Genomic DNA, 17,085 nt, shown 5'->3' with positions numbered 1-17,085 from the left:
CTAGTTACTCCTTACAGGGGCGTCGAGGGGTGTCGAGAGGTGTCGAGGGCGGAGAGCGGGTGCGGGCCGCCCGGCGCCGCGCCCCGCACCGCGTCCCGGCCCGGCGAACCCACGCCCCGGCACGCCAAGCTTCCGCGCGCTGCGGATGCGCCCCCGGAGCCCGTCGCGCCAGCTCGTAGAATCGTGCGCACCATGGTTTACCTCGACCACGCCGCCACCACCCCGATGCTCCCGGAGGCGGTGCAGGCGATGACCGCCCAGCTGACCGTCACCGGCAATGCGTCTTCGCTGCACGCCGACGGCCGGCGGGCCCGGCGCACCGTCGAGGAGGCGCGCGAGTCCCTCGCCGCCTCCCTCGGCGCCCGCCCGAGCGAGATCGTCTTCACCGCGGGCGGCACCGAGGCCGACAACCTCGCGGTCAAGGGCCTGTACTGGGCGCGCCGGGCCGCCGACGCGTCCCGTACCCGCGTCCTCGCCAGCCCCGTCGAGCACCACGCCGTCCTCGACGCCGTGGAGTGGCTCGCCGAGCACGAGGGCGCCCGGGTCGAATGGCTGCCGGTCGACAGCTACGGCCGGGTGCATGCCGGCGCGCTGCGCGAGGCCATCGCCCGCAACCCCGCCGATGTCGCGCTCGCCACGGTCATGTGGGCCAACAACGAGATCGGCACCGTCCAGCCGGTCCGTGAACTCGCCGACGTGGCCGCGGAGTTCGGGATTCCGCTGCATGCGGACGCGGTGCAGGCCGTCGGCCAGCTGGAGGTCGACTTCGCCGCCTCCGGGCTCGCCGCGATGACGGTCTCCGGCCACAAGATCGGCGGCCCGTACGGCATCGGCGCCCTGCTGCTGGGCCGTGAGTACGCCCCGGTGCCGGTGCTGCACGGCGGCGGCCAGGAGCGGCAGGTGCGCTCCGGCACCCTCGACACCCCCGCCATCGCCGCCTTCGCGGCCGCCGGCCACAGCGCCGTCACCCGCCGCGCGGACTTCGCCCGCGACATCGGCGCGCTGCGCGACGACCTGGTCAAGGCGGTGCGCGCCGCCGCCCCGGACGCCGTCCTCGGCGGCGACCCCGACCCGGCCGGCCGGCTCCCCGCCAACGCCCACTTCTCCTTCCCCGGCTGCGAGGGCGACTCCCTGCTGCTCCTCCTGGACGCCCAGGGCATCGCCTGCTCCACGGGCTCCGCCTGCACCGCCGGCGTCGCCCAGCCCAGCCACGTCCTGCTCGCCACCGGCATGTCCCCGCAGCTGGCCCGCGGCACCCTGCGGTTCTCCCTGGGCCACACCTCCACGGCGGACGACGTGGCGGCCCTGGCCCAGGCCATCGGCCCGGTCGTGGAACGGGCGCGGAGCGCGGGCCTCAGCTAGGGCCTCTCCGCCCTAAGCCTTCCGTGCGGGCGGCCGCTCCGTCGCCCGTGCGGCCCGGTGCAGCTCGGCCCGGACCAGCCGCAGATAGCGGTCCCAGTCCCAGTGCGGCCCCGGGTCGGTGTGATCCGTCCCGGGCACCTCCACATGCCCCACGATGTGCTCCCGGTCGGCCGGGAAGCCGTAGTGCCGGCAGATCCCCGCCGTCAGCCGCGCCGACGACGCGTACATGGCAGCGGTGAAGGATTCCGGCCGGTCCACGAACCCCTCGTGCTCGATCCCGATGCTCCGCTCGTTGTAGCCGCGGTTCCCGGCATGGAAGGCCACATCCAGTTCACGGACCATCTGGGCGAGGTATCCGTCCTTGCGGACGACGTAATGGGCGCCCGCCTCATGATCCGGATCCTGGAAGACCTTCAGCGCGGTCGCGAAGCTGCCCTGGACGACATGGACGACCACCCGGTCGATCCCGTAGTCCGCCGGCCGGTCGGCCCGCCGGTAGTTCTCCGGGGACGCCGCGACCCACCGCGCGCCCCGGAAGTCGACCTCGCCCGCCGTCCGCGGCTTGTCGTTCCACGGGAGCCGCCACCACCAGCGCGCCAGCTCGTCCCGTGCCGCGACGGCCGCGGCCCCGGCGGCCACCACCGAGCCGCCCCCGATCCACAGCGCCCGCCGCCGCGTCACCCCGGGCGCGGCCCCCTCGCCGCCACCCCCGTCACCGTGCTCCCCGTCACTTTTCCCCATGCGCTGATCAACGCTTTCCGCCCGGTCGGCGGTTCCGTCTACCCTGGACGGGTTATGACTGATGACGCCCCCCGCCGCCTCCGCGTACTCGCCGCCATGTCCGGCGGTGTCGATTCCGCCGTCGCCGCGGCCCGCGCCGCCGAGGCCGGCCACGATGTGACCGGCGTGCATCTCGCGCTCTCCGAGAACCCCAAGTCCTTCCGCACCGGCGCCCGCGGCTGCTGCACCATCGAGGACTCGCACGACGCCCGCCGCGCCGCTGATGTCATCGGCATCCCCTTCTACGTCTGGGACCTCGCCGAACGCTTCCGTGAGGACGTCGTCGACGACTTCATCGCCGAGTACGAGGCCGGCCGCACCCCGAACCCCTGCCTGCGCTGCAACGAGAAGATCAAGTTCGCCGCGCTCCTGGACAAGGCCCTGGCCCTGGGCTTCGACGCCGTCTGCACCGGCCACTACGCCACGGTCGTCCGGTGCGAGGACGGCACCCGCGAGCTGCACCGCGCCTCCGACATGGCCAAGGATCAGTCCTACGTCCTCGGCGTCCTCGACGACCGCCAGCTGGCGCACGCCATGTTCCCGCTCGGCGACACCCTCACCACCAAGGCCGAGATCCGCGAAGAGGCCGCCCGCCGCGGCCTGTTCGTCGCCAAGAAGCCCGACAGCCACGACATCTGCTTCATCGCCGACGGCGACACCCAGGGCTTCCTCGCCAAGCGGCTCGGCGCGGCCGAGGGCGACATCGTCGACGAGTCAGGCAACCGCCTCGGCACGCACGAGGGCGCCTACGGCTTCACCATCGGTCAGCGCAAGGGCCTGCGCATCGGCCACCCGGCCCCCGACGGCAAGCCGCGCTACGTCCTCGACATCTCCCCGGTCGACAACACCGTCACCGTCGGCCCCGTCGAAGCCCTCGACGTCACGGCCCTGACCGCCATCCGCCCCCGCTGGTGCGGCCGCCCCCCGACGGCCGGCCCCGCCACGTACACCGCCCAGCTGCGCGCCCACGGCGGCGAGACCGAGGTCACGGCCGATCTGGTCGACGGCACCGAGCTCCGGGTCTCCTTCACCGAACCGGTCCGCGGCGTGGCCCCCGGCCAGGCGATCGTCCTCTACGACGGCACCCGGGTGGTCGGCTCGGCCACCATCGCCACCACGGAGCGGCGGGCGCGGGCGGAGGCGTAGCGGGTCGGGGGCTTCAGTAGGTGTAGAGCACCGTGGTGTCGAGCGCGGCGTCGACCGGGGCACGGATCGGCACCGGCTCACCGAAATCGGCCTCCAACGACGCCCGGTAGTGCGCACCGCTCGGCAGCAAGTAGAGCAGGCACTTGCACTCTATGGGGTTGACGATGAGGTAGTACGGGATTCCCGCCTGGGCGTACCGCGTCGATTTCCTCGAATCGCCACATCTCTACGGTCTGCACCGGGCTCTCCTTCTGCACCCTCATGGGCTGCCCTCCCCTGGTGTCCTGGCCCCTGCCGCGCAGCTCTGCGGGTGCGCTTCCGCGTCCCTGGCTCCGCCACCTGCATCGCTCGGCGGCAGGCGCGGGCAGAGGCGTAGGTCCGGCTGGACCTGCCCAGGTGGTTCACAGACAGGAGACGCTGACCACCACGATGCGTTCCCCGCGCACGTCCGTCAGATAGCTCAGCATGAGATATCGGCCCCCGGACGTCCTTCCGTGCTCGACCCGAAGCCCCGGCGACGGTCCTTGGTAGGCAGCGCCTTCTCAGTAGATCATCGAGTTGACGACGGCGAGCTCGGCGCAGATCCGTTCGGTCTCTGCTCTGACCGATGGCGGCAGGCTGTCACCGTAGTCGTCGGGTTCGTACTCCCACGTCCACGTGCTCACCCGGCCTCCAGCGCCTCGACCTCACACTGCGCGGTGCGCACGATGCTCCCGATCAGTCGAACGGCGTCCTGTCTTTCGTCTCCGGCCTCGCTGGACTCCAGCACTTGTTCCGCCGCGTGGAATCGGGCTGCTCTGGCCGGATCACGCTCGATGGCGACGAAGATGGCCCAGCGACGGTAGAACATGCGGATCGGTGCCGTGCTGCCGTCCTGGCCCGCCCGGTCGAATGCCTGCTGCATCTCCTCGACCAGCTCCGGCAGCTTGGCGGGGGCCAGTGCGGCGACCGCCGAGCGCAGGGCCGGGAGGGTCAGATCAGGCATCGGCATGAGGGGACCGTCGCTGTGCACTGGTTGGCTGCTCATGCGGAACTCGTCTCCTCGCTCTGCCGGGCGTCCCAGCCTACTCGCGCGCCTTCCACAGCTGCCGGGAATCCTGACGGCACCCGTGGCGCGGTTCGTGTCATGCGGCACACCACACCTCCGGCGAGGCAGAGCGACAGTCGCGGCAGTGCCCGGGACGGTCGGCGCGAAAAGCGCGGTCGCAGCCTTCGCAGTTCTGGAGGGGCACGACGGGTGGGCGGCCGGGCTGTGCGGGCGGGGCCGTGCGGGGCGGCGGGCGCAGGGCGGAGAGGCGGTGGGCGAGGAGGCGGGCCGGGCGGCGCGTGAGGCGGGCGGGCAGGCCGCTGGTCAGGGCCTCGGTGATCTCCTGTGGGGCCGCACCTCGGTCGAGCCAGTCCGTGACGGCCGGGGTGAGCGCCGTGATCTCCCGCTCGGAGAGGAGCAGCCGGCGGTCGCGGTGGGGGAGGGCGGTGAGGAGCTCCGCCGCTTGCGGCGAGGGTGGGCCGGTGACCGGCGCGGGCACTGATCGTGGCGGGCGCTGCGCTTCGGCGGCGGCCCCGGGGGCGCCCGGGCCGGATGTCTCCGGGGGCGCTCCCGTGGCTGCTTGCCGGGCCGCTCCCGGCAGGTCGTGGACGAACGTACGGGTGACGATCCGGCCCCGCGGCCCGCGCTCGACGCGGCGCTCCAGCCAGCCCTCGGCCTCCAGCTCGCGCAGCGCCCCGGCGAGTGCGGTCTTGCCCTCGGCGAAGTGCGTGCAGAGCGCGTCGATGGTGATCGGTGCGCCATTGGGGAGGGACAGGATGTACGCCGCGACGCCGACCGTGACCGCGCTGCCGGCGCGCTGCGCAAGGCGGTTGGCGAGGACGGTGAAGTGGGAGGTCTGGCGCGTACGGATGTGGATGACGCCGCTGGAAGGGCGTGAGGGCGCGGAGGAGGGCGCGTTAGAATGCGCTGAAGTCATCGGGAAGGTACTGCTTCCTTGTGATCAGGCCCTCGGATCGGGATTGCCGTCCCGCCGGGGGCCGTTCTGTGTGCGGTTGTCGGTGCTGGGTCTGTGCTGGTGTCGCAGTGGAACTGCGATGAGCGTAACCGCATTCCGGACGCTCTCGCGCCCAAGTCACCCGATGGGGTGAGGAGTTGGGGCGGCGGTAGGTGGGTGGGGTTCTCTTCCCGGGTTCTTTGGTGGGTCGGCCGGATCACCGGCGGACGGTGGGGCGGAACCTGGTGCCGCCCCACCGGTGTCCGGTCAGCCGGCTTCCGGCGCGACCTGCGCGAACGCGAGGAACGAAGCCCAGGTGGTGGGGGTGACCGCGAGGGAGGGCAACGAGGTGTCCTTGGAGTCGCGGATGTGGACGGTGTGGGGGCAGGCGGATATCTCGATGCAGGCTTCGCCTTCGCTCCCGCTGTAGCTGGATTTCCGCCAGGCGACGGCTACTTCGACGCAGGATTCGTCTTGCCCGCCGCTGTAGCTGCTCTTGAACCACGCCAGTTCGGTGTTCATGCCTCTCCTGTCAGCAGACGCTGAATGAGGGCTCGCGACGCCTCGGCGTCGAGGGCCTGGGATCGGATTGTCCCGTACCTGTGACTCAGCACGCTGATGTCATCGGGGTCCGTGAGGAAGTAGCTGCCCCGTTGGCCTTCCACGTAGCCAATGGTGTGGTGGGCCACAGTCTCCAGCAAGGTAAGTGGACCATCCAGCCCTGCGTGATTCTCACGACCGAGCGGCATGACCTGGAGCTGGACATTGTGCAGCTCGGAGAGCTTGAGAAGGTGCCTCAACTGATCATCCCAGACCACTTGTCCACCGATCTTCCTGCGCAGCAAGGGCTCTTCCAGGATGAAGGTGATCCGACAGGCTGGCCTGCGGGTCAGCAGTTTCTGTGTAACGAGCCGCGCTTGGACGGACTTCTCGATCTCCTCGTCGTCCATGCTGGGGCGCAGGCAGCGGAACACGGCACGGGCGTATGCCTCGGTCTGCAGCAGACCGTGCGTCAGGTGCGTGCAGTAGGAATGCAGCGCCAACGCCTCCGCCTGCAACTTCACGTACTCCTCGGCCCACGCCGGATGGTGCTTCTCCGCCACGTCGGGGATCAGTACGCGCAGCACGCCGCCCGCGCCGAGCGCCGCGTCCACCGCGTCGACGTAACCCGGCTTCGGTGGCCGCTCACCGCGTTCGACCATGGCGATCTGGGAGTCGGAGTAGGGGATGAGCGCGGCCAGTTCACGGCGGGTCATGCCGCGTTGCTCGCGCAGGAACCGGGACTGCTTCCCGAAGATCTTGAGGCTGACGGGCGGTTCGTTGTTCTGGGGCATTGCACACCTCGCACAGTTGCGGAGTGGTAGCGCACAGTAGGTGCCGTTCGATGGCCAGGCTAGATCCGTACGGCGAGGCTTGTCCGCATGATGAATGAACCGCCACGATGCGAACGTCCCGAACCTTCTGCACCTTCTGCGCCTTCCGCGTTTTCTGTGCCTTCCACGACGCAGGTGAGGTTGCTGCCGTGGACCACGCCGGACGACCGGCCCTGCCTCGTCATCACGGACGGTGAGGGCGGCCCGGTCTCCGATCTCGCCGACAGCATCGAGGAGATGCAGCTCGACATCGGCGAGGAACTACTGCGCCACGCGCGGGCGATGCACGCCGATCCGAAGGTGCCGGACCGCGAGTTCCGCTTCCTTTCGCGGCGGTTGGCCGAAGCGCTGAGTGATGCGCTGCGCGTCGCGCGGAACTGAGCCCGGACCACTGCGTGCTGGCACCTGGGCACTGACACCTGAGCACTGACAAATGTCATGCGGAAGCCGGGACGGTCGAGTCTGTTGCGCGGGGCGGCCGTGCCCGAAGCTGAAGGCACAGAGGAAGACGCCGTCAGAGAGCAACTCGGGGGAGCCACCATGAGCCAGAGCCAGAGCCAGAGCCACAGTCAGAGCAAGGGTGACGGTGGGAGCCGGGGCGGGAGTGCGGGCGCCGGGGACGCCAAGGCACCCAATGCGCTGGTGCAGAGCCTGCTGCCGGTGGTCGTGGACGCGGGCATTCCGCTGGCCATGTACTACGTCCTCAACGACGGCTTCGGGCTGAGCCAGGTGGCCGCGCTGGCCTGGAGCAGCGTGGTGCCGGCGCTGCGTACGGTCTGGAGCCTGGTGCGGCGCACCGGCGTCAACGGCCTCGCGATGCTGATGCTCGTCGTCAACGTCGTGGGCCTGGCCACCAGCACGATGACCGGTGATCCGCGGCTGATGCTCGCCAAGGACAGCGTGACGAGCAGCGCCATCGGGATCTCGATGATCGTTTCCGTGTACCTGGGGAAGCCGCTGTTGACCGCCGGTCTCAAGCCGTTCGTGACGAAGGGCGCCCCGGCCGGCGAGGCCGCCTGGGACCGTCTGATGGCCGGGTCCGCCCGGTTCCGCCGGGCCGAGCGGAGGTTCTCGCTGATCTGGGGGACCGTGCTGCTGACCGAGTGCGTGCTGAAGGCGATCGGCGCGTACACGATTCCGGTGCACACGATGGTCTGGCTGGGGACCGTGCTGACGCTGGTGGCCATCCTGCTGGCAATGGTGATCGGGGGCGGAAGCTGCGCGGAGCCGATGGAGAAGATGGTCAAGGCCGAGGTCGAGGCCGAGCGGGCGACGGAGACCGGGACCGGTGACGCGGGAACGGTCGCCTCCGCGGCCCCGACGGCCCCGGCCGCGGGCTGAGCGGACCAGGGGGCCGGCGACCGCCTCGTCAACCGGTGCGGGGTCGGCCGAGTGGGGGGCGGTCAACTGTGAGGTGCCGCACAGCGTGCGGGGGCGGTGCGCCGTGCCCGGTGACCTGTGACGACGCGTTGACCTGCGGGCATGGGGCGGTGCCGGGGTACGGCCGGGGAACCCGCCGAGGGCGTACGTGATCGACGTGTCGCGCATCCCACAGTCGATCGGCGCGATGTTCCCCCATAGTGTCGGCGGTGCGACAGGACGTCGGCGGCTGCCGGGCGAGGAGTGGTGACGACATGCGCGCACCAGCGTTTCCGTGCGTGTGAGGGCTCGTCAGGTCCGGACCGCAGACGGCCTTTCCGCGGCCACGAAGGGAACGGAAGTCATGTCGACTGTGCAATCTGAGGTCAAGCCCGGCGCTCATCAGGCCGGGCCGGCATCCCTGTACGCCGAGCTGGTCCGGCGCAATCCCGGGGAGCCCGAGTTCCACCAGGCGGCTCTGGAGGTTCTGGAGACGCTGGCCCCCGCGCTGGCGGCCCGCCCGGAGCTCGCCGAGGCGAAGATCCTGGAGCGGATCTGCGAGCCCGAACGGCAGATCATGTTCCGCGTCCCCTGGCAGGACGATTCCGGGGCGATTCACGTCAACCGGGGCTTCCGGGTGGAATTCAACAGCACGCTCGGCCCGTACAAGGGCGGTCTGCGCTTCCACGCATCGGTGAATCTGGGGATCGTGAAGTTCCTCGGCTTCGAACAGATTTTCAAGAACTCCCTTACCGGGCTGAACATCGGCGGCGGCAAGGGCGGCAGCGACTTCGACCCGCACGGGAAGTCCGACGCCGAAGTCATGCGCTTCTGTCAGTCGTTCATGACGGAGCTGTACCGCCACCTCGGGGAGCACACCGATGTACCGGCGGGCGACATCGGCGTCGGCGGCCGGGAGATCGGCTACCTCTTCGGCCAGTACCGGAAGATCACCAACCGCTGGGAAGCCGGCGTCCTCACCGGCAAGGGGCTGGCCTGGGGCGGTTCCAAGGCCCGTACCGAGGCCACCGGCTACGGGAACGTGTTGTTCACCGAGGAGATGCTCCGGCAGCGCGGTGAGGAGCTGGACGGGCAGCAGGTGGTGGTCTCCGGGTCCGGCAATGTCGCGATCTACACCATCGAGAAGGCCCAGGCGCTCGGCGCCAACGTGCTGACCTGCTCGGACTCCGGCGGCTATGTCGTCGACGAGAAGGGCATCGACCTGGCGCTGCTGCGGCAGATCAAGGAGGTCGAGCGCGGCCGGATCAGCGAGTACGCCCAGCGGCGCGGGGTGTCGGCCACCTATGTGCCCGGCGGGCGGGTGTGGGACGTGGCCTGCGATGTGGCGCTCCCGTCGGCGACCCAGAACGAGCTGGACGAGGACGCCGCCAGGATCCTGGTCCGTAACGGCGTCAAGGCGGTCTCCGAGGGCGCCAACATGCCGACGACGCCGGGGGCGGTGTCGCTCCTGAAGGCGGCCGGGGTGGCCTTCGGTCCCGGTAAGGCCGCCAACGCGGGCGGGGTGGCGACCAGTGCGCTGGAGATGCGGCAGAACTCCTCGCGGGAGGCATGGGCCTTCGAGCGCACGGAGGGCGAACTCGCGACGATCATGCGCGGGATCCACCGGCGTTGCTACGAGACCGCCGAGCGCTTCGGCCTGCCCGGTGACTACGTCGCGGGCGCCAACATCGCAGGCTTCGAGCGGGTGGCGGACGCGATGCTGGACCAGGGGTTGATCTGAGCGGGGGCTGGTCCGGCCGGGGTTGATCCGGCCGGAGTCCGGTCGGGTTCGATCCGGTCGGAGTCTGGTCAGGGGCTGACCCGGTCGGGGCGGACCTGATCCGGAGCTGAGGCTTCCGAGTCACCCAATCCCCCCCGCCCCCTCCTCCCGGCCCCCTCCCCCCCCGTCCCCCGCCCCCGCCCCCACCCCCACCCCTGCCTCCTCCCCCGAAGGGGGAGGAGGGGGGAAGGGGAGGGGGCGGGGGCGGGGGAGAGCACCAAAGGCCCTTGCGGGGTGCTCGCCCACCCCCCGAGCACCCCGCAAGAGGCCCGTCGGCGGAGTGCTCGGCGGCTTCGCGAGAGGTGCCCCCGCAGGTCTCGACGTCTCCGAGAGAGGCGCCCCCGTAGGGTCTTGGCGTCTCCGAGAGAGGCGCCCCCGCCCCCCCCCCGCGGCTCCCGCCCCCCCCCGCGGCCTCAATGACGAAGCCCCCCGGCCATCCACAGCCCCCAGCACCCCCACCCCCCCCGGCTCGTATCGTGGCCACATGAACATCTGCGTCTTCTGTTCCGCCGCCGACCTCGACGACCGTTATGTCCTTCCCGCCCGCCGGTTCGCCGAGTTGATGGGCAAGGGCGGGCATGCGCTGGTCTGGGGCGGTTCGGACACCGGCCTGATGAAGGTCATGGCCGACGGGGTGCAGCGAGCCGGCGGGAAGCTGATCGGCGTCTCGGTGGAGTTCCTGGCGCACAAGGCCCGTGAGGGGGCCGACGAGATGATCGTCACCAAGGACCTCGCCGAGCGGAAGGCGCAGATGCTGGCGCGCGCCGACGCCATCGTCGTGATGGTCGGCGGGACGGGCACGCTGGACGAGGCCACCGAGATCCTGGAGCTGCGCAAGCACGGACTGCACACCAAGCCGGTGGTGCTGCTGAACACCGCTGGTTTCTATGACGGGTTGCAGGAGCAGTTCCGGCGCATGGAGTCGGAGGGGTTCCTGCCGATACCGCTCACCGACCTGGTCTTCTTCGCGGCGGACGGCGCCGGGGCGCTGGCCTACCTGGCGGAGCGCGCGGGCAACGGGGCCTGAACGCGCCGTTCCGGGGCCCCGCCGCTCCCACGGTCCCCGCCGCTCCCGCGGTCCCGGCCGCTCCCTCCGCTCCCCGGCGTCCCGTCCCACGCTCGTTAGGATCACCCCATGGGTACGCACTTGATCACGGGCGCAGGGTCGGGCATCGGAGCGGCGGTCGCACGGCGGCTCGCGGAGCGCGGGGAGGACCTGTGGCTGCTGGCGCGCAACGCGGTCCGGGCGAAGGAGCTGGCCGAGCAGTTTCCCGGCGCCCGGATGCTCGTCGGTGACCTCGCGCACCCCGAGAAGCTGTCGTGGGCCTTCGGGCAGCAGCCGCTGCCGGGCCGTATCGACTCCCTGGTGCACAGCGCCGGCGTGATCGAGCTGGGCGCGGTCGGCGACCTGCCGGCCAAGGCCTGGCAGCGGCAGCTGGCCGCCAATCTGGTCGCGCCCGCCGAGCTCACCCGGATGCTGCTGCCGCTGGTGCGCGTCGCCAAGGGGCATGTCGTCTTCGTCAACTCCGGTGCCGGGCTGAGCGCGCGCGCCGAGTGGGGCGCCTACGCGGCGAGCAAGCACGGTCTGAAGGCGCTGGCCGACTCGCTGCGGGCGGAGGAGCACGACAACGGGATCCGGGTGACGTCGGTCTACCCGGGGCGTACGGCCACGCCGATGCAGGAGAGCACCCACCGGCAGGAGGGCAAGGACTACGACCCGTCCCGCTGGATCGACCCGGAGTCGGTGGCGACGGCCATCCTCACGGCCCTCGATCTGCCGCGGGACGCGGAGATCAACGATGTGTCGGTGCGGCCGGGGCGCTGAGCCGCCAGGGGCGGGGCCGGGGCCGGGGCGCCGGGTCCCGGCCCCGCTTCACGGTTTTCCACAGCCCTGCTGCTTTCCGCGGCGCCGACGTACGCTGCATGCGTGACCACTGAAGCGAAGTCGACCGCGGCGGCCGGGTGCGGGTTCCGGGAGATCCGGGGGCTCGTGACGGAGCTGAGCCGCCGGCTGGACGCCCATCAGCGCAGCCGTATCGCCGAGCTCGATCTGACGCCGACGCAGGCCAAGGCGCTGGAGGAGCTCGGCGAGCCGAAGACCGCGCGGGAGCTGGCCGGGGTGCTGTGCTGCGAGCCGCCGAATGTCACCTACGTCATCTCCAAGCTGGAGAAGCAGGGCATGGTCGTGCGCCGGCCGCATCCCCTGGACGGCCGGGCCAAGCAGCTCGTTCTCACCGACGCCGGGCGGGAGTTGCGGCTCGATCTGCTGCGGCGGATGGGGACCGCCTCGCCGCTGGATCATCTTTCGCCCGAGGAGCGGGCCGCGTTGCGCGATGACCTGCTGAAGGCGCTGGGGCGCGGCGACTGACCCTGTCGCCGTACCGCTTCACCGAGGCCCCGGGATGTCCCGGGGCCTCGTTCGTATCCGTTCAGTAAAGTTATAGCTGTAATCATTGCGGTGGCAGATGGCTACAGCTTTAACTAAATTCATGATCACTGAGAAAGCGGCACCTGGCGTGACGGCGAGCCCGGACCGGGCTGATGACGATGACCGGGCACCCGCATCGCACTCCTCCGGCGGCGCCCAACTCCTCATCCTGGCACTCGGGTTCGTGATGGCGAGCCTTGACACCGGCATCATGAATGTCGCCGCCACCGACCTGCGGACCCGGCTCGGACTGAGCATGTCCGGCCTGACCTGGGTGGTCGACGGCTATGTCCTCGCCTTCGCCGCCCTGTTGCTGCTCGCCGGCTCCCTGGCGAAACGGTGCGGCCCCCGCCGGATCTATCTCGTCGGGCTCGCCGTGTTCACCGCCGCGTCCCTGCTGGGCGCCGTCGCGCCGAACGGTGCCGTCCTGGTGGCGGCCCGCTTCGCCCAGGGGGCGGGCGCGGCGCTCTTCATGCCCAGTTCGCTCTCGCTGCTGATGCACGCCTTTCCCGAGCCGGGCCGCCGGGCGAAGGTCCTCGGCATCTGGTCCGCGATCGTCTCCACCTCCGTCGGGCTGGCGCCGAGCATCGGCGGCCTCCTGGTCGGCACCCTCGGCTGGCGCAGCATCTTCCTCGTCAACCTCCCCATAGGGATAGTGGGGTTGCTGGTCACCCGACGGGTCGTCGCCGCGGTCCCGGGTCGCGGTTCGGCGCTCGGCGGCAGCGGCCACGTCCTGGGCCTGCTCGCCCTCGGGGCGTTGAGCTACGCCCTCATCGAGGGGCCCGACAAGGGGTGGTCCGCCCCTTATGTCCTGGCGGCGTGCGGGCTCGCGGTGGTGGCGGCGGCCGGCTTCGTGCTCCGTGAACGGGCCGCCCGCACCCCGATCCTGCCCGTCTCCCTCTTCGCCGACAGCAGCTTCACCGCGGCCAATACGGTCGGCTTCCTCTTCAACTTCGCCTTCTACGGGGTGCTGTTCGTCCTCGGCCTCTTCCTCCAGACCGCGCGCGGCGCGAGCCCGGTGACGGCCGGGCTCCAGATGCTCCCGGCCGTGCTGGTGCTCCCGTTCGGCAACATGCTCTACGCCCGGATCGGGTCGCGCCTCGGCAACCGGGCCGCACTCAGCGGGTCGCTGGCGTTCTCCGCTGCGGGGTACGTCCTGCTGTTCCTGATCCTCACGCCCGGCCTGCCCTACGGGGTGCTCGCGGCGGTGCTCGCGGTCGCCCACCTCGGCAGCGGGGTCAGCTCTCCGGCGCTGACCGGGGCCTTGATGGACGCCGCGGGCCGTGAGCACGCCGATATCGGCAGCGCGACGCTCAACGCCAACCGTCAGATCGGCTCCCTGGTCGGCATCGCCGTCATGGGCGCGGTGTTCACGGGCGCGGGCAGCGGCTACCGGGGCGCGACCTGCGCCTTCGCCCTGACGGCCGGCGCGCTGGCCGCCGCCGCGGTGGCCGGACGGCTCGGCATCCGCAGCCGGGCGTGAGGGGCCGCCGGCCCCCACCCCCGCCGCACCCCGCCCGCCGCACCCCCTCCGGCGCGCCGCCGCATACCCTGCCAGGGTGAGTAAGAACAGCACGCAGAAGTGGGCCGCGGGCGCGGCGACCGGGGTCGGATCGATGCCGGGCGGTGACGCACGGGAGACGGCGAAGACCGTCACCGGGTCGCTGGAGACCTTCCCCTACCTGCCGGAACTCCCGGCCCGGGGGCCCGGCGCCGACATGATCGGGCGGACCCTCGGAATGCTCGTCGAGGTCTACGGCCATGTGGAGCCCAGCGGCTGGCGGATCAGCGACCGGCCGGGCCGCGACACCCGGCGCGCCCACTCCTGGCTGGGGGAGGATCTCGACGCCCTGGAGGAGTTCACCCAGGGGTACGAGGGGCCGCTGAAGGTCTCCGCGGCCGGCCCGTGGACCCTGGCCACCGCCCTGGAGCGGCGCAACGGCGAGGCGGCGGTCGGCGACCGCGGTGCCTGCCGGGATCTCGCGGCGTCCCTGGCGGAGGGGCTGCGCGGCCATCTCGCGGACGTACGGCGGCGGGTGCCGGGCGCCCAGGTGGTGCTGCAGCTCGACGAACCGTCGTTGACGGCGGTGCTCCAGGGGCGGGTGAAGACCGCCAGCGGCTACCGCACCCACCGGGCCGTCGACCGGTCGGTCGTCGAGGGCGCGCTGCGCGATCTGGTCGCGGTGGCGGACGGCGGTCCCGTGGTCGTCCACTCGTGCGCCCCCGAGGTGCCCTTCGGGCTGCTGCGGCGAGCCGGCGTCACGGGCATCTCGTTCGATTTCTCGCTGCTCACCGAGCGTGAGGAGGAGGCGGTCGGGGAGGCCGTCGAGGGCGGGACGCGGCTGTTCGCGGGCGTGGTGCCGGGCGTGGACGGTCCATTGTCAGACCCTGCCGGTAGCGTCATGGGTGTCAGGACGCTGTGGCGCAGGCTGGGGCTGACGCCGGGGACTCTGAGCGAGTCCGTGGTGATCACTCCCACGTGCGGGCTCGCGGGCGCTTCGCCCGCTTATGCCCGCTCGGCCCTCGCCCACTGCGTCCGGGCGGCGAGATCACTCGCAGACAACCCTGAGTGACCGCACTCAAGGACCACGGGAGGACAAGACGGTGGCTGGCGAACAGCACGCAGCGGAATCCGACGTGCCCGCGGCGGCGCGGGAGAAGCACGCGCAGCTCGCTGAGCAGATCGAGGAACACCGCTTCCGGTATTACGTGAAGGACGCCCCGGTCGTCAGCGACGCGGAGTTCGACCGGCTGCTGCGCGCCCTGGAAGCCCTGGAGGACGAGCACCCCTCGCTGCGCACCCCGGATTCACCGACCCAGAAGGTCGCCGGCGCGTACGCCACGGAGTTCACCGAGGTCGAGCACCGCGAGCGGATGCTCTCGCTGGACAACGCCTTCGACGACGAGGAGTTGGCCGCCTGGGCCGAGCGGCTCGCCGGTGAACTGGGCGGCGACCCCCGGAGCGCCGGCTACCACTTCCTGTGCGAGCTGAAGGTCGACGGCCTCGCCGTCAACCTCACCTACGAGCAGGGCCGGCTGACCCGCGCCGCCACCCGCGGGGACGGCCGGACGGGCGAGGACATCACTCCCAACGTCCGCACGATCACGGAGATCCCGCACCGTCTGACGGGCGACCGGGTCCCGGAGCTGGTCGAGGTGCGCGGGGAGGTCTACTTCCCGATGGAGAAGTTCCTGGAGCTCAACGAGCGGCTGGTCGCCGACGGCAAGCCACCGTTCGCCAACCCCCGTAACGCCGCGGCCGGTTCGCTGCGGCAGAAGGACCCCAAGGTCACCGCCGGCCGCCCGCTGCACATGGTCGTCCATGGCGTCGGCGCCCGCCAGGGCCTGGAGATCGACCGCCAGTCGCAGGCCTACGACCTGCTCAAGGAGTGGGGCCTGCCGACGGCCACGCACAACGAGGTCGTCGACTCCCTGGCGGCAGTGCGCGCGTTCATCGCCCACTACGGCGACGCGGACACCCGTCGTACGGCCGTCGAGCACGAGATCGACGGCGTGGTCGTCAAGCTGGACGAGATCCGGCTCCAGGGGCGGCTGGGCTCCACCTCGCGCGCGCCGCGCTGGGCGATCGCCTGGAAGTACCCGCCCGAGGAGGTCAACACCAAGCTGGTCGACATCCGCGTCGGCGTCGGCCGTACGGGCCGGGTCACGCCGTATGCCGTGGTCGAGCCGGTGACGGTGGCCGGCTCCGAGGTGGAGTTCGCGACCCTGCACAACCAGGACGTGGTCAAGGCCAAGGGCGTGTTCATCGGCGACACCGTCGTGATCCGCAAGGCCGGCGACGTCATTCCGGAGATCCTGGGCCCGGTCGTCGATCTGCGGGACGGCAGCGAGCGGGAGTTCGTGATGCCGGCCGAGTGCCCCGAGTGCGGGACGGCGCTGCAGCCCGCCAAGGAGGGCGATATCGACCTGCGGTGCCCCAACGCCCGCGCCTGCCCCGCCCAGATCCGTGAGCGGCTGTTCTACCTGGCCGGCCGCAAGTGCCTGGACATCGAGAACTTCGGCTATGTCGCGGCCACGGCCCTCAGCCAGCCGCTGGAGCCCGCGGAGCCGCCGCTGAAGGACGAGGGAGATCTTTTCGGCCTCGCCATCGAGCAGCTGCTGCCCATCAAGTCCTATGTGCTGGACCCCGATTCGGGTCTGCCCAAGCGGGATCCGAAGACCGGCGAGGAAAAGGTTGTCACCTTTTTCGCCAATCAGAAGGGCGAGCCGAAAAAGAACGCGCTGGCCATGCTGAAGAACATCGAGGCGGCCAAGCAGCGCCCGCTGGCCCGCATCATCACCGGCCTGTCGATCCGGCATGTGGGCCCGGTGGCCGCCGAGGCGCTGGCCCGGGAGTTCCGCTCCATCGACCGCATCCGGGACGCCGACGAGACGGAGTTGGCCGCCGTCGACGGCGTCGGGGCCACCATCGCCGCCTCCTTGAAGCAGTGGTTCGCCGTGGACTGGCACCAGCAGATCATCGAGAGCTGGCGGGCCGCCGGTGTCCGAATGGAGGAGGAACACAAGGGTGACGAGGGCCCGCGGCCTCTCGAAGGCGTCACCGTCGTCGTAACGGGCACACTTCAGTCACACACCAGAGATGGCGCGAAAGAGGCCCTCCAGAACCTCGGAGCGAAGGTGACCGGTTCCGTTTCGAAGAAGACCGGATTCGTAGTGGTGGGCGACAACCCGGGTTCGAAGTACGACAAGGCCATGCAGTTGAAGGTCCCCGTGCTGGACGATGACGGCTTCGCGGTGCTGCTGGAACAGGGTCCTGACGCAGCACGAGCGGTAGCTGTCACTCCGCCTGAGGAGGAGTGAGGTGTCACCCCATCGGCGCATACCAGATTGATCCGCGACGCCTGGTCGCATTCG

Annotated in this window: 17 protein-coding genes; 11 read left to right on the top strand and 6 right to left on the bottom strand. The window is 71.0% G+C overall.

The features are described 5' to 3' along the window. Positions 1-192: 192 nt before the first annotated feature. Positions 193-1,362, top strand: a complete 1,170-nt coding sequence (locus OIU81_RS10585) for a cysteine desulfurase family protein (RefSeq protein WP_329146175.1) — start codon at positions 193-195, stop codon at positions 1,360-1,362. A gap of 12 nt (positions 1,363-1,374) precedes the next feature. Here OIU81_RS10585 and OIU81_RS10580 read toward each other — a convergent pair whose 3' ends face one another. Further along, positions 1,375-2,103: an N-acetylmuramoyl-L-alanine amidase gene (locus OIU81_RS10580; protein WP_329146173.1), complete on the bottom strand. Its 729-nt coding sequence runs from the start codon at positions 2,101-2,103 to the stop codon at positions 1,375-1,377. 54 nt (positions 2,104-2,157) lie between these two features. Here OIU81_RS10580 and mnmA point away from each other — a divergent pair, with 54 nt between their 5' ends. Continuing rightward, positions 2,158-3,288: a tRNA 2-thiouridine(34) synthase MnmA gene (gene mnmA / locus OIU81_RS10575; protein WP_329146171.1), complete on the top strand. Its 1,131-nt coding sequence runs from the start codon at positions 2,158-2,160 to the stop codon at positions 3,286-3,288. A 542-nt stretch (positions 3,289-3,830) separates the two neighbouring features. On the opposite strand, the gene OIU81_RS10570 is transcribed toward mnmA, so the two are convergent. From OIU81_RS10570 to OIU81_RS10550, 5 genes are all read right to left on the bottom strand, one after another. Further along, positions 3,831-3,953 (bottom strand): hypothetical protein, encoded by a 123-nt coding sequence (locus OIU81_RS10570; RefSeq protein WP_329146168.1) that lies wholly within the window; start codon positions 3,951-3,953, stop codon positions 3,831-3,833. Continuing rightward, complete coding sequence (locus tag OIU81_RS10565) at positions 3,950-4,315, bottom strand: hypothetical protein (protein WP_329146166.1); 366 nt, start codon at positions 4,313-4,315, stop codon at positions 3,950-3,952. Before OIU81_RS10565 ends, OIU81_RS10570 begins: the two co-directional genes overlap by 4 nt. Before the next feature lie 97 nt (positions 4,316-4,412). Beyond that, positions 4,413-5,252, bottom strand: a complete 840-nt coding sequence (locus OIU81_RS10560) for a hypothetical protein (protein ID WP_329146164.1) — start codon at positions 5,250-5,252, stop codon at positions 4,413-4,415. Positions 5,253-5,537: 285 nt separating this feature from the next. After that, complete coding sequence (locus tag OIU81_RS10555; protein ID WP_329146163.1) at positions 5,538-5,792, bottom strand: DUF397 domain-containing protein; 255 nt, start codon at positions 5,790-5,792, stop codon at positions 5,538-5,540. After that, entirely contained in the window at positions 5,789-6,604 is an 816-nt protein-coding gene (locus OIU81_RS10550) for a helix-turn-helix domain-containing protein (RefSeq protein ID WP_329146161.1), read from the bottom strand. Before OIU81_RS10550 ends, OIU81_RS10555 begins: the two co-directional genes overlap by 4 nt. Positions 6,605-6,784: 180 nt before the next feature. On the opposite strand from OIU81_RS10550, the gene OIU81_RS10545 reads away from it, so the two are divergent. The 9 genes from OIU81_RS10545 (at position 6,785) to ligA (ending at position 17,031) form a co-directional block, all read left to right on the top strand. Further along, positions 6,785-7,024: a hypothetical protein gene (locus OIU81_RS10545; protein ID WP_329331064.1), complete on the top strand. Its 240-nt coding sequence runs from the start codon at positions 6,785-6,787 to the stop codon at positions 7,022-7,024. Between the two features lie 159 nt (positions 7,025-7,183). Further along, complete coding sequence (locus tag OIU81_RS10540) at positions 7,184-7,984, top strand: VC0807 family protein (RefSeq protein WP_443073963.1); 801 nt, start codon at positions 7,184-7,186, stop codon at positions 7,982-7,984. A gap of 382 nt (positions 7,985-8,366) precedes the next feature. Then, positions 8,367-9,743: an NADP-specific glutamate dehydrogenase gene (gdhA, locus tag OIU81_RS10535; protein WP_329146157.1), complete on the top strand. Its 1,377-nt coding sequence runs from the start codon at positions 8,367-8,369 to the stop codon at positions 9,741-9,743. A gap of 523 nt (positions 9,744-10,266) precedes the next feature. Beyond that, positions 10,267-10,809, top strand: coding sequence for a TIGR00730 family Rossman fold protein (locus OIU81_RS10530; RefSeq protein ID WP_329146155.1), 543 nt, complete (start codon positions 10,267-10,269; stop codon positions 10,807-10,809). Positions 10,810-10,917: 108 nt separating this feature from the next. Further along, positions 10,918-11,607 carry an SDR family oxidoreductase gene (locus OIU81_RS10525; protein WP_329146153.1) on the top strand — a complete coding sequence of 230 codons (690 nt, stop codon included), beginning with the start codon at positions 10,918-10,920 and terminating at the stop codon, positions 11,605-11,607. Positions 11,608-11,772: 165 nt separating this feature from the next. Then, the gene (locus OIU81_RS10520; protein ID WP_093485297.1) at positions 11,773-12,150 is read left to right on the top strand and encodes a MarR family winged helix-turn-helix transcriptional regulator; all 378 of its coding nucleotides are present in this window, start codon (positions 11,773-11,775) and stop codon (positions 12,148-12,150) included. A gap of 121 nt (positions 12,151-12,271) precedes the next feature. Further along, positions 12,272-13,693 (top strand): MFS transporter, encoded by a 1,422-nt coding sequence (locus OIU81_RS10515; protein ID WP_329146151.1) that lies wholly within the window; start codon positions 12,272-12,274, stop codon positions 13,691-13,693. A 76-nt stretch (positions 13,694-13,769) separates the two neighbouring features. Continuing rightward, on the top strand, positions 13,770-14,783 hold the full coding sequence (locus tag OIU81_RS10510) for a methionine synthase (protein ID WP_329146149.1): 1,014 nt from the start codon (positions 13,770-13,772) through the stop codon (positions 14,781-14,783). 31 nt (positions 14,784-14,814) lie between these two features. Then, positions 14,815-17,031, top strand: coding sequence for an NAD-dependent DNA ligase LigA (ligA, locus tag OIU81_RS10505; RefSeq protein ID WP_329146147.1), 2,217 nt, complete (start codon positions 14,815-14,817; stop codon positions 17,029-17,031). Positions 17,032-17,085 lie beyond the last annotated feature (54 nt).

The sequence above is a fragment of the Streptomyces sp. NBC_01454 genome, from assembly GCF_036227565.1.
Taxonomy (GTDB): Bacteria; Actinomycetota; Actinomycetes; order Streptomycetales; family Streptomycetaceae; genus Streptomyces.
The sequence above is the reverse complement of the archived record's forward strand: the minus strand, read 5'-3'. Positions and strand labels throughout refer to the sequence as shown.

What these genes read in the sequence shown, in the direction of transcription:
- OIU81_RS10585 (WP_329146175.1), top strand. Translation starts at nt 193, where the DNA reads ATGGTTTACCTCGACCACGCCGCCACCACCCCGATGCTCCCGGAGGCG.
- OIU81_RS10580 (WP_329146173.1), bottom strand. Translation starts at nt 2,103, where the DNA reads ATGGGGAAAAGTGACGGGGAGCACGGTGACGGGGGTGGCGGCGAGGGG.
- mnmA (WP_329146171.1), top strand. Translation starts at nt 2,158, where the DNA reads ATGACTGATGACGCCCCCCGCCGCCTCCGCGTACTCGCCGCCATGTCC.
- OIU81_RS10565 (WP_329146166.1), bottom strand. Translation starts at nt 4,315, where the DNA reads ATGAGCAGCCAACCAGTGCACAGCGACGGTCCCCTCATGCCGATGCCT.
- OIU81_RS10560 (WP_329146164.1), bottom strand. Translation starts at nt 5,252, where the DNA reads ATGACTTCAGCGCATTCTAACGCGCCCTCCTCCGCGCCCTCACGCCCT.
- OIU81_RS10555 (WP_329146163.1), bottom strand. Translation starts at nt 5,792, where the DNA reads ATGAACACCGAACTGGCGTGGTTCAAGAGCAGCTACAGCGGCGGGCAA.
- OIU81_RS10550 (WP_329146161.1), bottom strand. Translation starts at nt 6,604, where the DNA reads ATGCCCCAGAACAACGAACCGCCCGTCAGCCTCAAGATCTTCGGGAAG.
- OIU81_RS10540 (WP_443073963.1), top strand. Translation starts at nt 7,184, where the DNA reads ATGAGCCAGAGCCAGAGCCAGAGCCACAGTCAGAGCAAGGGTGACGGT.
- gdhA (WP_329146157.1), top strand. Translation starts at nt 8,367, where the DNA reads ATGTCGACTGTGCAATCTGAGGTCAAGCCCGGCGCTCATCAGGCCGGG.
- OIU81_RS10530 (WP_329146155.1), top strand. Translation starts at nt 10,267, where the DNA reads ATGAACATCTGCGTCTTCTGTTCCGCCGCCGACCTCGACGACCGTTAT.
- OIU81_RS10525 (WP_329146153.1), top strand. Translation starts at nt 10,918, where the DNA reads ATGGGTACGCACTTGATCACGGGCGCAGGGTCGGGCATCGGAGCGGCG.
- OIU81_RS10515 (WP_329146151.1), top strand. Translation starts at nt 12,272, where the DNA reads ATGATCACTGAGAAAGCGGCACCTGGCGTGACGGCGAGCCCGGACCGG.